Origin of the sequence: Frankia sp. AiPs1, from assembly GCF_023716945.1 — a bacterium.
In the GTDB taxonomy this organism is placed as follows: Bacteria; Actinomycetota; Actinomycetes; order Frankiales; family Frankiaceae; genus Frankia.
In genome coordinates this window covers 1-13,124 of sequence record NZ_JAMQQF010000137.1, presented here as the reverse complement: position 1 = coordinate 13,124, position 13,124 = coordinate 1, and the positions used below count along the sequence as shown (strand labels likewise).

The window sequence follows — 13,124 nt, the reverse complement described above, 5'->3', positions numbered from 1 at the left end:
GGCTCACCTCGGCCGGCGTCGTGGGGAGAGCGGCTTGCAGGGGAGTCCGCCGACCGGCCGGTTCGGGGCCGGTCGTGGGGGGGGGGGGGCGGGGGGGGGGGGTGGGCGGGGGGGGGGGGGGTGGGGGGGGGTGAGTGTTCGCGAGCTGGTCGAGAAGGACTATTACGCCGCTCTCGGCGTTCCCAAGGACGCCTCGGCGGCCGACATCAAGAAGGCGTACCGAAAGCTCGCCAGGGAGCTGCATCCCGACAAGAACCCCGGCGACGCGAAGGCCGAGGCACGCTTCAAGGAGGTGTCCGAGGCCTACGACGTCCTGTCCGACGAGAGTCGTCGGCGGGAGTACGACGAGGCCCGGGCGCTTTTTGCGGCCGGCGGCCGGCCGGGCGGCGTCGGCGGTGGGCGGGCCGGCGGCTACAGCGGTTTCGGTGCCCCCGGCACGGGTTACGGCGGCGGCTCGAACGTCAACTTCGAGGATCTCCTCGGCGGGTCGGGTGGCGGCCTCGGTGGTTTCTTCGACATGTTCCAGCGGTCGTCGCCAGGCCGCGGGCCGCGCCGGGGCGGCGACATCGAGGCCGAGGTCACCGTCTCGTTCGAGAAGTCGCTCACCGGGCTGGAGGCTTCGGTCCGCCTGCCCGGCGCCGCGACCTGCACCACCTGCGAGGGCAGCGGGGCCCGGCCGGGGACCACCCCACGAACCTGTCCGACCTGCCGCGGGCTTGGCGTGGTCTCCCGTTCCCAGGGGGGATTCGCGCTGTCCGAGCCCTGCCGCGACTGTCTGGGCAAGGGCACGATGATCGATCATCCCTGTCCGGACTGTCGGGGTTCCGGTCGGCGCGAACGCGAGCAGCGCATCCGCATCCCACCGGGCGTCAGCGATGGCCAGCGGCTGCGGGTACGTGGCCGCGGTACGCCCGGGGAGCGCGGCGGCCCGGCGGGTGACCTGGAGGTGACGGTCCACGTGCTTCGTCACCCGGTCTTCGACCGGGAGGGCAACAACCTGACCATCACGCTCCCCGTCACGATCACCGAGGCGGCGCTGGGCGCCTCGGTCCGGGTGCCGACCCTCGACGGCGCGCCGCTCACGGTGAAGGTGCCGGCCGGCACCTCCAGCGGGCGGCGGCTGCGGGCCCGTGGGCGAGGCGTACCGGCGGCGGGTGGCGGACACGGTGATCTCATCGTGACGTTGGAGGTGACCGTGCCCAAGCCGGCTGATCTCTCGCCGCGCGCGCGCACGGCGTTGCTCGAGTTCGCCCAGGCCCATCCCGAGGACCCCCGGGCGCTGCTGACGGAACGGATGGAGGCGGAGGGATGACCGCGCGTCCGAATCGCACGTCCGATCCGCCGGCCGCGCCGCACGCGCGGACGCCTTCGGTACGGCGGTCGGGCGACCGACCACCGGTGGACCCGATGGTCTCGGCCACCGAGGTACGGCCGGAGGGGTACTACCCGACTGGTCCGCTGCCCGGCCCCGCCCACGACGAGGACGCGCCGGTCTACGTCATCTCGATCGCGGCACAGCTCGCCGGCATGCATCCGCAGACCCTGCGGTCCTACGACCGGCTCGGGCTGGTCACCCCGGGACGCACCGCGGGACGGGGGCGGCGTTACTCCGCCCGGGACGTTGCCCTGCTGCGGGAGGTCCAGCGCCTGTCCCAGGAGGAGGGCGTCAACCTTGAGGGGATTCGGCAGATCCTGCACCTCAGCGCCCAGGTGATGGCGCTGCAGGCGCAGGTCCGTCAGCTCGCCGAGGAACTCGCCCGGGCTCGCGTCGACGCGGAGCGGCAGGTGGCCGAGGCGCATGCCAGCCACCGGCGCGACCTCGTCCCGGTCGACCGTGGGGCGATCGTGGTATGGCGGCCACTTCCCCGCCGCTGACCGCTCGGCCGGCGAGGGCGCCGGCCGAGCGGCAGCCGACCCCAGGGGCTTCTCCCGGTCCAGGAACGGGCCGCGAGGAGCCCCTTTCGTCGTTCCGGAACGCGCGGACGCGAAACAGGATTGAGCGGGAACGACTCAGCTATGCTGAGCGTTGACAGGGATGACACTGCACGCACCTGACCACACTGGGATCCGCCATGAACGCTGAACGCCTCACCGCCCGCTCGCAGGAGGCTCTCGCCGCGGCGATCAGTCGAGCCACCGGCGACGGGTCACCGCTCGTCGACCCCCTCCATCTGCTCACCGCTCTGCTCGAGGCTCCCGACGGCGTCGGTTCGGCGCTGCTGTCCTCGGCCGGTACCTCCGTCGACGCGGTCCGGGGTAAGGCCGAGGCTGCCGTGTCCCGGCTGCCCAGAGCCACCGGGATGAGCGTCTCAGCCCCTCAGCTGTCCCGCCAGCTCCTCGCCGTGCTCGACAACGCCGAGCGGCAGGCCGGTCTTCTGGGCGACGAGTACACCTCGGTCGAGCACCTCGTCGTCGCGCTCGCCGAGGAGGGTGGCGAGGCCGGCCGCATCCTGACCTCCGCCGGCGCGAGTCCGGACGCGTTGCGCGGCGTCTTCTACAAGGTCCGCGGCGGTGCCCGGCGGGTGACCAGCCGCGACCCAGAGGGGTCCTACCGCGCGCTGGAGAAGTACTCGATCGACCTCACCGAGCGGGCCCAGCAGGGCAAGCTCGACCCGGTGATCGGCCGGGACGCGGAGATCCGTCGGGTGATCCAGGTGCTGTCCCGGCGGACCAAGAACAACCCGGTCCTCATCGGCGAGCCCGGCGTCGGCAAGACCGCGATCGTCGAGGGCCTCGCCCTGCGGGTCGTGGCGGGCGACGTGCCGGAGTCGCTGCGCGGCCGGCGGATCGTCTCGCTCGACCTGGGCTCGATGGTCGCGGGTTCCAAGCTGCGCGGCGAGTTCGAGGAGCGGCTGACCTCGGTCCTCAACGAGATCCGCGAGGCCGAGGGACAGATCATCACGTTCATCGACGAGCTGCACACGGTGGTCGGTGCCGGCGGCGCCGAGGGCGCGATGGACGCGGGCAACATGCTCAAGCCCATGCTCGCCCGCGGTGAGCTGCGGATGATCGGCGCGACCACGCTGGAGGAGTACCGCACCCGGATCGAGAAGGACCCGGCACTGGAGCGGCGCTTCCAGCCGGTCTTCGTGGGCGAGCCGACCGTCGAGGACACCATCGGCATCCTGCGCGGCCTCAAGGAGCGCTACGAGGTGCACCATGGGGTGCGCATCACCGATGCCGCGCTGGTCGCCGCGGCGACCCTGTCCGATCGCTACGTCACCGCCCGTTTCCTGCCGGACAAGGCGATCGACCTCATGGACGAGGCTGCCTCCCGGTTGCGGATGGAGATCGACAGTCGCCCGGTGGCGATCGACGAGCTCGAGCGGGCAGTGCGCCGGCTGGAGATCGAGGACATGGCGCTGTCGAAGGAGAACGACGACGCCTCTCGGGAGCGGCGCGGGCGGCTGCAACGCGAGCTGGCGGACCGGCGCGAGGAGCTGTCGAGCCTCACGGCGCGTTGGCACCGGGAGAAGGATTCGATCTCCGAGGTCCAGAAGATCAAGGAAGAGCTGGAGAACGCGCGCCGCGCCGCGGAGCTCGCCGAGCGCGACCTCGACCTGGCGAAGGCCGGTGAGCTGCGCTACGGCATGATCCCTACGTTGGAACGGCGGCTGACCGAGGCCACCGACGCGCTGGCCGCCGCGGACTCTCCCGGCGGGGCGATGCTCAACGAGGAGGTCGGTCCGGACGACGTCGCCGAGGTCGTCGGCGCCTGGACGGGCATCCCCGCCGGCCGGCTGCTCGAGGGCGAGACGGCGAAGCTGCTGCGGATGGAGTCCGAGCTGCACGCCCGGGTGATCGGCCAGGACGCCGCGGTGCGGGCGGTGTCCGACGCGGTGCGCCGGGCCCGGGCCGGAATCGCCGACCCTGACCGGCCCACCGGCTCGTTCCTCTTCCTCGGTCCGACCGGTGTCGGCAAGACCGAGCTCGCGAAGGCGCTTGCCGATTTCCTGTTCGACGACGAGCGGGCGGTCGTTCGCATCGATATGAGCGAGTACGCCGAGAAGCACTCGGTCGCCCGGCTGATCGGGGCCCCGCCCGGTTACATCGGGTTCGAGTCCGGCGGCCAGCTCACCGAGGCGATCCGCCGGCGGCCCTACAGCGTCATCCTGCTCGACGAGGTCGAGAAGGCCCATCCCGATGTCTTCGACGTGCTGTTGCAGGTCCTCGACGACGGGCGGCTGACCGATGGTCAGGGGCGCACGGTCGACTTCCGCAACGCCATCCTCGTCCTGACCTCGAACCTGGGCTCGCAGTTCATCGCCGATCCCACCCTGAGCCCGCAGGTGCGGCGCGAGTCGGTGATGGTCGCGGTGCGGGACGCCTTCAAGCCGGAGTTCCTCAACCGGCTCGACGACGTCCTCGTCTTCGAGCAGCTCGGCCGGGACGAGCTGGCCCACATCGTCGATCTCCAGCTCGACCGGCTGCGGGCCCGGTTGCAGGAGCGGCGGATCGGCCTCGAGGTCACCGATGCCGCCAAGGGGTGGCTGTCCGACGTCGGTTACGACCCGGTGTTCGGGGCGCGGCCGCTGCGGCGCCTCATCCAGAGCGCGATCGGCGACCAGCTCGCTCGGGAACTGCTCGCCGGGCAGGTCCGCGACGGCGACGACGTGCAGGTCGACGCCGTGCCCGGTGGCTCCGGGCTGATCGTCTCCGCCGCGGTCAAGCCGGCCGCCAAGGCACTGTAAGGGGGCGGCCAGCTCACCTGGAGCCCGTCGGAGGTTACGGTAAGCAGCGGTCGATCGCCGCGTTCTGGCGATTACGCACCAAGGGTGGGAGCCGACGATGTCCGTACTTCCCGATCCCGACACCGCGTTCGGGGCGAAGGTCGCTCGGCGCCTCGGCGAGGACCGGATCGCCTGGCTGACGTCCACCGACCAGTCCGGCACCCCGCAGCCGGCGCCGATCTGGTTCCTGTGGGACGTCGCCACCGACAGCGCCCAGCTCTACAGCGAGCCCACCGCGCGGCGGCTGAGCCGGATCCAGGCGAATCCGCGCAGCTCCCTGCACCTCGACGACGACGGCCGGGGCGGCGACTTCGTCGTGCTCACCGGCGTGCTCACCACCGACCCGCAGGCCCCGCCCGCGGATCGGAACCCGGGGTACCTCGCGAAGTACAGCGAGTGGGCGCAGAACGTCTTCGGTTCGGTCGAGCGATTCGCGACGTTGTACAGCGTGCCGCTGCGGTTTCGGGCCGAGCGGACCCGCGGGCAGTGAGCCGCGGGCAGCGCGGGAGACGCCGATCGAGCGGGGGCGCAGGGACGTAGGGTCGGCGCATGGCGGGCAGATCGAACATTGTGGTCTCGGCGACCGTGCGGGACGCCCTGGCCGCCGGGGCGCCGGTGGTCGCGCTGGAGTCGACGCTGATCGCGCACGGGCTGCCGCGGCCCCGCAACCGTGAGGTCGCCGTGGAGCTGGAGGAGCAGGCGCGCGGGCGGGGGGTGACCCCCGCGACGATCGCGGTGATCGACGGCGTGCCCCGGGTTGGCCTGGACGAGCCGGATCTGCGCCGTATCGCCGACGACACCGACGTCGCCAAGCTGTCCGTGCGCGACCTGCCGGTCGCCTGCGCGACCGGGTGGACCGGGGCCACGACGGTGGCGTCCACGGCCCTGCTCGCGGCCCGTGTGGGTATTCGGCTGTTCGCCACCGGCGGCCTCGGCGGGGTGCACCGCGGTGCCGGGGACAGCTTCGACGAATCCGCCGATCTGGTTACCCTCGCGGCCACACCGATCACCGTCGTGAGCGCCGGAGTCAAGTCGATCCTCGACATCGGCGCGACCCTCGAACGGCTCGAGACGCTGGGCATCACCGTCGTCGGCTATCGGACGTCGACCTTCCCCGGCTTCTACCTGCCGCACACCGCCTACGACCTGGACTGGCGGGTCGGCGACGCCAGCCAGGTCGCCGCAACGATGACCGCGGCGGACATGCTGGGACTCACCTCGGCGATCGTCGTGGCCAACCCGCTGCCCACCGACCAGGCCCTCGACCCGGTCCTGCACGACCGGGTGCTGGCCACCGCCCTGGCCTGGGCCGAGGAACGCGGCATCCGCGGTAAGGCCGTCACCCCGTTCCTCCTGGAGACCTTCCACCGAGAGACCGCCGGAGCGAGCCTGGAAGTCAACATCAACGCCGTGCGGAACAACGTCGCCGTCGCGGCGGACATCGCCCTTGCCTGGGCCGCCACGGACCGGTCCCCCGTGGACCCGGCCGCCACAAACCCGGCCGCCACAGACCCGGCCGCCACGGAGCGAGCGCGTCGGCCGTAGCCAGCCCGGCCGTGGCCACCGGCCGTAGCCGGCAGCCGGGCCGCGGAGCTGCGACGATTCCGTCGGGGGCGCGACGCCGGGTGAGTTGGGGGATCGCGGCGGCACCGCGGTCGTCACCATCCGGCGCCGCCTGCCGGTGGACGGGCGTAGCACTGCCGAACAGGGGGCTGGCGGGTCGTGTCGTGGGTGATCGGACGCCGCTCGGCCTGGCTGGTCATCGTCCTGTGGCTCGCGGTCGGCGGGGCGGCCAGCCCGATGGCATTCCGTCTCGCCGATGCCCAGAAGAACGACGCGAGCGCGTTCCTCCCAGCGGACGCCGAGTCGACCCGCCTGCTCGCGGCGCAGCGTCACTTCCCCGGCGAGGACGCCGTACCGGCCGTCGTCGTCCTGGCCAGGCCGACGGGCCTGACCCCGGCGGACCGGTCCGCCGCCACCGTTATCGGTGCGGCGCTGCGTCCCTTCGCCGCCGGGCCGATCCTCGGACCCGTCGTCGCCCCCGACGGCCGCTCGCTGATCCTCACGATCCCCCTCGCCCAGCTCAACGATGCCGCCCGGTTCACGGACAACGTCCGCGAGATGCGCCGGATCACCGCCCGGATCGCCCCCGCCGGGACCGAGACCGCGATCACCGGGCCGGCGGGGCTGGTCGCCGATGCCTTCCAGATGTTCAGGACGATCGAGAGCCGGCTTCTCCTCGTCACCGCGGGAATCGTCGCCGTGATCCTGCTGGTCGTCTACCGCAGCCCGCTGCTGTGGCTGGTCCCCCTGGTGTCGGTGGGTATCGCCGACCAGACCGCGGCCGGGATCGTCAGCCTGCTCGCCCGGCACGGCGGGCTGACCGTCAACGGGCAGAGTTCGGGCATCCTGCGGGTGCTCGTCTTCGGGGCCGGCACGGACTACGCCCTGCTGCTCATCGCCCGCTACCGGGAGGAACTCACCCGCCACCGGGATTCGCGCCACGCCATGCGGGAGGCGATGCGGCGCGCCGGCCCGGCGATCCTGGCCTCCGCCGGCACCGTCGTCATCGGGATGCTCTGCCTGCTGTTCGGGGTGCTGGCCTCCGATCGCGGGCTCGGGCCGGTCGGCGCGATCGGCATCTCGACCGCCCTGGTGACGATGACCACGCTGCTGCCGGCAGCGATGGTCCTCTGCGGACGCCGGCTGTTCTGGCCGTTGATCCCCCGCTTCGGGGAGCATCCCCCCGTCACCGACACGGCCCGGCGGGGGCCGGCGGCACGGGCCGCCCACGACAACGCGCTGGCCGCGCCCGCCGCCCCCGGCCACGAGGACCTCAGCGAGTTCGACCTCGCCGAGGAGCCGGGACGCTGGGTCAGGATCGGCGAGGCGATCGACCGACGCCCACGGGCGGTATGGGTGGGAACCTCGCTGGCGCTGGGCGTGCTCATCGTCGGTCTGCTGACGATGGACACCTCGCTGCGCCAGGACGAGGGCTTCCGCCACCGAGTGGAGTCGGTGCGCGGCATCGAGCTGATCTCCGCGGACTTCCCGCCGGGCGTCTCGGCGCCGACCTACGTCATCGCCGCCGCACCGGCGGCGTCCCAGGTCGATGCCGTGATCCGGGCGACGCCGGGGGTGGCGGGGGTGGCCGAGGTCGGCCGTGCCGGCGACCGGGTGCAGTTCGTCGTCGTCCTGCGCGACCAGCCGGACAGCCCGGAGTCGTTCGAGGCCGTGCGCGAGCTGCGGTCCCGGGTGCACCGGGTGCCGGGCGCGGGGGCGCTGGTCGGGGGGAACACGGCGGTGAACCTCGACGTGCGGCACGCGGCGGTGCGGGATCGCCAGGTGATCATCCCGCTGGTCCTCGCGGTCGTGCTCGTGGTGCTGATGTTCCTGCTCCGCGCGGTCGTTGCCCCGCTGGTGCTGATGGCGACGGTGGTGCTGTCCTACCTCGCCGCACTCGGCGGGAGCGCCGTCGCCTACCGTTGGATCTTCGGCTTTCCCGGCGCCGACCCCTCGCTGCCGCTGCTGGCGTTCATCTTCCTGGTCGCCCTCGGCGTGGACTACAACATCTTCCTGATGACCCGGGTTCGCGAGGAGGCCGGGCGGATCGGTCCTCGGCCCGGTGTGCTGCACGCGCTGGCCGTCACCGGTGGCGTCATCACCTCCGCGGGTGTCGTGCTGGCCGCCACCTTCTCCGCTCTGATCATCTTTCCGCTCGTCCAGCTCGCCGAGGTCGGCTTCGTGGTCGCGTTCGGCGTCCTGCTCGACACTCTGGTCGTGCGGTCGATCCTCGTGCCGGCGCTGACGCTGGACATCGGCCGGCGCATCTGGTGGCCCAGCCGGTTGGCTCGCCTGGACAACACCACCGGTGGGCCGCCCCCGGCGCCCTGCGCCAGCGCGCCGGCACCGCCGCCGCGTCCGCGGACACCGCACCATCCCGGGTAGACCCGCGGCCGGTGCGGGGCGAGACCTGCTTCGGTTACCCGGATGGCCACCATCCACTCGGCCCAAACCAGTCGGACGTGTCCGGGGTGCGACCTATCGTTGCGACATGCCCGACGCTCTCCTGCCGGATTCCGAACAGTGGCGGGTCCTGCCGCCGGAGCTGCGGCGGCTGCGACGGACGCTGCTGGTCCTCGGGGCCGTCCCGGCGGTGGCGCTCACCCTGCTGATCTCGCTGTCGGTCGGCGGCTGGCCCTGGGTCCTGCTCACCGCCGTCCCGCTGCTGGCGGCCGCCCTGGCCTGGCGATCCATCGGCGCGGGTTGGCGGGCCTGGCGCTACGCCGAACGGGAGGACGATCTGCTGATCAGCCGGGGCATCCTGGTGCGCCGCGTGGTCGTGGTGCCCTACGGACGGATGCAGCTCGTCGACGTGACCGCCGGGCCGCTCGCCCGCCGCTTCGGCATCGCCAAGGTGCAACTGCACACCGCGGCGGCGGCCAGCGATGCCGTCATCCCGGGCCTGCCTCCGCCGGAGGCCGCCCGCCTGCGCGACGCCCTCACGGAACGCGGCGAAGCCCGGTCGGCCGGGCTGTGACCACCGACCGGGAGACCACCGAGTGGGAGACCACCGAGTGGGAGACCAGCCAGCGGGAGACCACCGAGTGGGGGGTTGCCGAGGGCGGCGGCGCCTCGCCGGACGCCTTCCCGGCAGGCGCGCCGGTGGCCGCGCCGGACGGGTTCCACCGGCTGCATCCGCTCACGCCGTTCCTGCGCGGCTGGGTGATCGTCGCCGCGTTCGCCGCGACCGTCGGGCGCAACCTCGCCGAGGACATCACCGCCCGGACCATCGGCCTCACCCTGATCTTCCTGATCCCCGCCGCCGGCACCTACGGCTACTGCGCCTGGCGGTTCACCCGGTACCGGCTCGATCGCGACGGCCTGCGGCTGGACACCGGTCTGCTGGTCCGGCGCACCCGCTACGTCCGGCTGGACCGGCTGCAGTCGGTGGACATCGTCCAGCCGCTGCTCCCCCGGATGATCGGGTTGGCGATCCTTCGCCTGGACCTGGCGGGCCGGGAACGCCGGGAGCGGTCCGACGCCGACGGCGGCGACTCCGGATCCGACCTGCGGTACCTGTCGGTCGGGCACGCCCACCGGCTGCGCGCCGAGCTGCTCGCCACCGCGGCCGGGCTCGCCCCCGACGTCGGCGAGGCGCCGTTCCATCCCCTCGCCGAGGTCCCGCCAAAGCGGCTGATCGCCGCGATCGCCCTGTCGCCCGCGCCGTGGGCGGCGTTGTTCGGGGCCGCGGCGATCGCCACCCCGTCGCTGCTCACCGGCACCCGCGCCGGCATCCTCGGCGCGATCCCGCTGCTCGGCTGGCTCTGGCACACCACCTTCCGGATCTTTGCCGCCGGTTACCCGTTCGCCGTGTCCGAGTCGCCGGACGGGCTGCGCATCGACAGCGGGTTGCTCGAGCGCGCCCATGCCACCGTCCCGCCGGGCCGGGTCCAGGCGATCAGTATCGGGGAACCGCTGCTGTGGCGCCCGTGCGGCTGGGTGACCATCCGGATGAATGTGGCCGGCGGCGGTCCGTCGGTCCTGCTTCCGGTGGCCCGCCGGGACGAGGCGCTGGAGCTGATCGGCAAGCTGCTGCCCGGGGTGGACGTGGCCGCGGTCGAGCTGGTCCGCCCGCCGCGACGGGCCGCGCTGCTCGCCCCGATCCACTGGCGGGTGCTGTCCTGCGGCGCCGACGACGTGGTCTTCATCGCGCGCCACGGGCTGCTGCGCCGGTACACCGATCTGATTCCGCACGGCAAGGTGCAGAGCATCCGCCTGGTGGCGAACCCGCTGGCCCGGGCGCTGCGCCTCGCCGACGTGCACCTGGACACCACCGGCGGACCGGTGCGGGTGCGGGCCGGCCTGCGCGACGGGGCCGAGGCGCTGCGGATCGTCACCGCCCAGGCCGAGCGGTCCCGGCTGGGGCGCCGCGCGGCCGTGCCGGACCGGTGGATGACCTGACGGCCCCGCCGGCCGGGAACCCAGCCCGCAGGACCGTTGCCTCGGGCAACGGCGCCCTGGGCAACGGCGCCCTGGGCAACGGCGGCCCGGGCAACGGCGGCCGGGGCAGGTCAGCCGAAGGTCGGGAACTCCGGGCCGAACACCGAGCCCCAGAGGGCCACGGCCCCCTCGTGGTCCCCGGCCTGCTCCGCGCCGACCGCCTTCGCCGAGTAGATCCGGGCGAGCCGGATGGTCTCCGCGAGAGCGTCGACGTCCTCGGGGCGCAGGTAGGCGGACAGGTCGCCGCCGACGTCCGCCGGGTCCGCCGCGACCAGACCGACCTCGTCCATGTGGCGGAAGACCTCGGCCAGCCCCTGCCGGGTGTTGAGCCCGCGACCGGCCAGAACCTGCCCGGCAAGCGCCTCGATGTGGAACGAGCGCAGGTGGCTGCCGCACACCCGGTTCCACGCCTTGAGCAGGCGCACCGCCGAGATCACCCGGGGGCCGAGGTCCGCGGTCCAGCTCGTGTGCCGTTCGGGCCGGGTCGGCAGCCAGCCGCCGACCCGGTCGGGCATGACATAGCCGGCTCGGGGGTGGTCGAACGCCGGGACGAGGTGCACGTCGGGCGGCGAGTCGTAGACGATGCGCAGCGCCTGGCCGCGGCTGCCGATCGTCTGGATCCGCTCGCCGCCGATCGCGTTGCGCACGCAGAGCACCAGGTCACGCGAGTCCCAGCGGAACCGCTTCCACGCGCTGTTCGCGGCGGAGAAGACGGCGAAGATGTCGACCTCGTCCAACGGCTGGATCATGGTGTCCCGGCCGGCCGAGCCGATCGTCGCAACGCCGACCAGCGGCAGTGCGCACCGGGGCGGGAAGATCGCTCGCAGCGCCCGTTCTGCCTCGTCCCGCCGGGCGGCGATCACGGCCTTGTCCTCGGCGCTGAGCCGGATCAGGTCATCCAGCTTGGCGAAGGCCCGCGCGGTGGTCCCGACGAGCAGGGGACCGGTCATCGCCCCGGTCGTCGGATTGATCGGTGGCGGGACCTGCTGGGTGGGCGCGCCGCCCTCCGATGGAAACAGTGCGTTGGGCGCGCCCGGCGTGGACTCGTTGGACCGCCGCCAGTGCGACGGAATGATCAGGTGGTCGTAGGTGACCTCCCCCGGCCGAACTCCGGCCGGTGTCCCCCGAGGGGTATCCACGCTCATGCTGCTGACCTCCCAGGCGCAGGTAGCGCCGAACCGTTCGGGCTCCCCTCCCCGGACGCGAGACGGACCTCCCACGGACCGCCCCGGACGCCCCGCCCGCGCTCAGCCCGTCGGCCAACGGTCGCGACATCGCTTTACATGGTGCCCCAGGGCATCACGGTCTGAACAGGGGGCTGCCACCGCGGCGTGTCCACCGCTCGCCCTATGCCGCCGAAATTACGAGAAGACGGTTGTCGCCCGGCTGACAGGAGGCCACTGTCACGGCAACGCTGACACAACATTGCACAGGCCCATCAATCAACGCTGGGCAGGCACTTTCGGTCCGGCGGCCAGGAAACGGGCCGGTCCGGGCGGGAAAACGCCGGGACGGCCGCGGTCACACCGTGCCGCCGGCCGCCCAACCGGGCCACGTGACGGTCCGTGACGCCGAGGGCGATCAACCCGTCGGCGGGCGCAGCCAGATCCGCCACCAGTCGGCTATCAGGACGGGGGTGGGCACGAACGAGGTCGCCTGCCCCAGGCGTTTGCCGATCCCGTCACCGCGGCGAATCCGCGTCTCCACCAGAGCGCCGCGGTACTCGAACCAGCCGGCCACCGCGCGGACGGCCTCGGTCGCGTAGCCCTCGCGCCGGCAGCCGAGCACGATCGACACCCCGACCACGGCGCGGCGGCCCTGGGTGTCCGCGGCGACCAGGCCGACGGCCGCCGGCCCCGACCGTCGCCGCAGCACCCAGGTCAGCACCGACCGCCCGGCACCGGCGCGACGGCGCAGCTCGCGGCGCAGCGACCCGGCCGGGTCGAGGGGATCCGGGGCGGCGGCGTGCGGATCCGTGCCGACGATCCCGCCGTAGGGGCCGACCCCGTCCCCGCCGCGCCCGCCGGACCGGGCCACCACCGCCGTGAAGGCCAACGCCGGGGCGAGTTCCTCGGCGACGTAGCCGGCGTTCCAGACGGTCAGCGGCAGAGCGAGTAGCCGGGGGGTGGTGAGGGTGGGTCCTTCACCCACGGCGCGACGGTTCCCGGACGCCGAGCAGGCCCCGTTCCCGCAGCCACGACTCGGTGCGGTCCATCCCGTCGGCGAGTGGCACGGCGGGCGACCAGCCGGCCAGGCTGCCGATCCGGGTGATCGAGAAGCCGGCGTCCCGGGTCAGTTCGCGCACGCCGAGCGCGCCGAGATCCACCCGGGCGCGCGGGTCGACGCCGGCCACGAGCCGCGCACCGAGGCCGCGGACCAGGGCGGCGGCGG

At 73.3% G+C, this 13,124-nt stretch carries 10 protein-coding genes and 1 pseudogene; 8 read left to right on the top strand and 3 right to left on the bottom strand.

The features are described from left to right. Positions 1–130: 130 nt before the first annotated feature. The 8 genes from dnaJ (at position 131) to ND748_RS14465 (ending at position 10,694) form a co-directional block, all read left to right on the top strand. Entirely contained in the window at positions 131–1,312 is a 1,182-nt protein-coding gene (gene dnaJ, locus ND748_RS14500; protein WP_251746335.1) for a molecular chaperone DnaJ, read from the top strand. Between the two features lie 95 nt (positions 1,313–1,407). Next, positions 1,408–1,875, top strand: coding sequence for a heat shock protein transcriptional repressor HspR (locus ND748_RS14495; RefSeq protein WP_374215924.1), 468 nt, complete (start codon positions 1,408–1,410; stop codon positions 1,873–1,875). Between the two features lie 197 nt (positions 1,876–2,072). Next, positions 2,073–4,691, top strand: coding sequence for an ATP-dependent chaperone ClpB (gene clpB / locus ND748_RS14490; RefSeq protein WP_251746333.1), 2,619 nt, complete (start codon positions 2,073–2,075; stop codon positions 4,689–4,691). A 97-nt stretch (positions 4,692–4,788) separates the two neighbouring features. Beyond that, positions 4,789–5,220, top strand: coding sequence for a TIGR03667 family PPOX class F420-dependent oxidoreductase (locus tag ND748_RS14485; protein ID WP_251746332.1), 432 nt, complete (start codon positions 4,789–4,791; stop codon positions 5,218–5,220). 59 nt (positions 5,221–5,279) lie between these two features. Next, entirely contained in the window at positions 5,280–6,275 is a 996-nt protein-coding gene (locus ND748_RS14480; RefSeq protein WP_251746331.1) for a pseudouridine-5'-phosphate glycosidase, read from the top strand. A gap of 177 nt (positions 6,276–6,452) precedes the next feature. Then, positions 6,453–8,678 (top strand): MMPL family transporter, encoded by a 2,226-nt coding sequence (locus ND748_RS14475; RefSeq protein WP_251746330.1) that lies wholly within the window; start codon positions 6,453–6,455, stop codon positions 8,676–8,678. A gap of 106 nt (positions 8,679–8,784) precedes the next feature. Next, positions 8,785–9,270 (top strand): PH domain-containing protein, encoded by a 486-nt coding sequence (locus ND748_RS14470; protein ID WP_251746329.1) that lies wholly within the window; start codon positions 8,785–8,787, stop codon positions 9,268–9,270. Continuing rightward, complete coding sequence (locus ND748_RS14465; RefSeq protein ID WP_251746328.1) at positions 9,267–10,694, top strand: PH domain-containing protein; 1,428 nt, start codon at positions 9,267–9,269, stop codon at positions 10,692–10,694. The genes ND748_RS14470 and ND748_RS14465 overlap by 4 nt, the downstream gene beginning before the upstream one ends. A 110-nt stretch (positions 10,695–10,804) precedes the next feature. Here the strand turns inward: ND748_RS14465 and ND748_RS14460 are convergent, their stop codons facing one another. From ND748_RS14460 to ND748_RS14450, 3 genes and pseudogenes are all read right to left on the bottom strand, one after another. Next, positions 10,805–11,878, bottom strand: coding sequence for a nucleotidyltransferase (locus tag ND748_RS14460; RefSeq protein WP_251746327.1), 1,074 nt, complete (start codon positions 11,876–11,878; stop codon positions 10,805–10,807). A 436-nt stretch (positions 11,879–12,314) separates the two neighbouring features. Further along, entirely contained in the window at positions 12,315–12,884 is a 570-nt protein-coding gene (locus ND748_RS14455; protein ID WP_251746326.1) for a GNAT family N-acetyltransferase, read from the bottom strand. Beyond that, positions 12,877–13,124: pseudogene (locus ND748_RS14450) on the bottom strand (NAD(P)-dependent oxidoreductase); the annotation flags it as partial. The pseudogene ND748_RS14450 and the gene ND748_RS14455, both read right to left, overlap by 8 nt.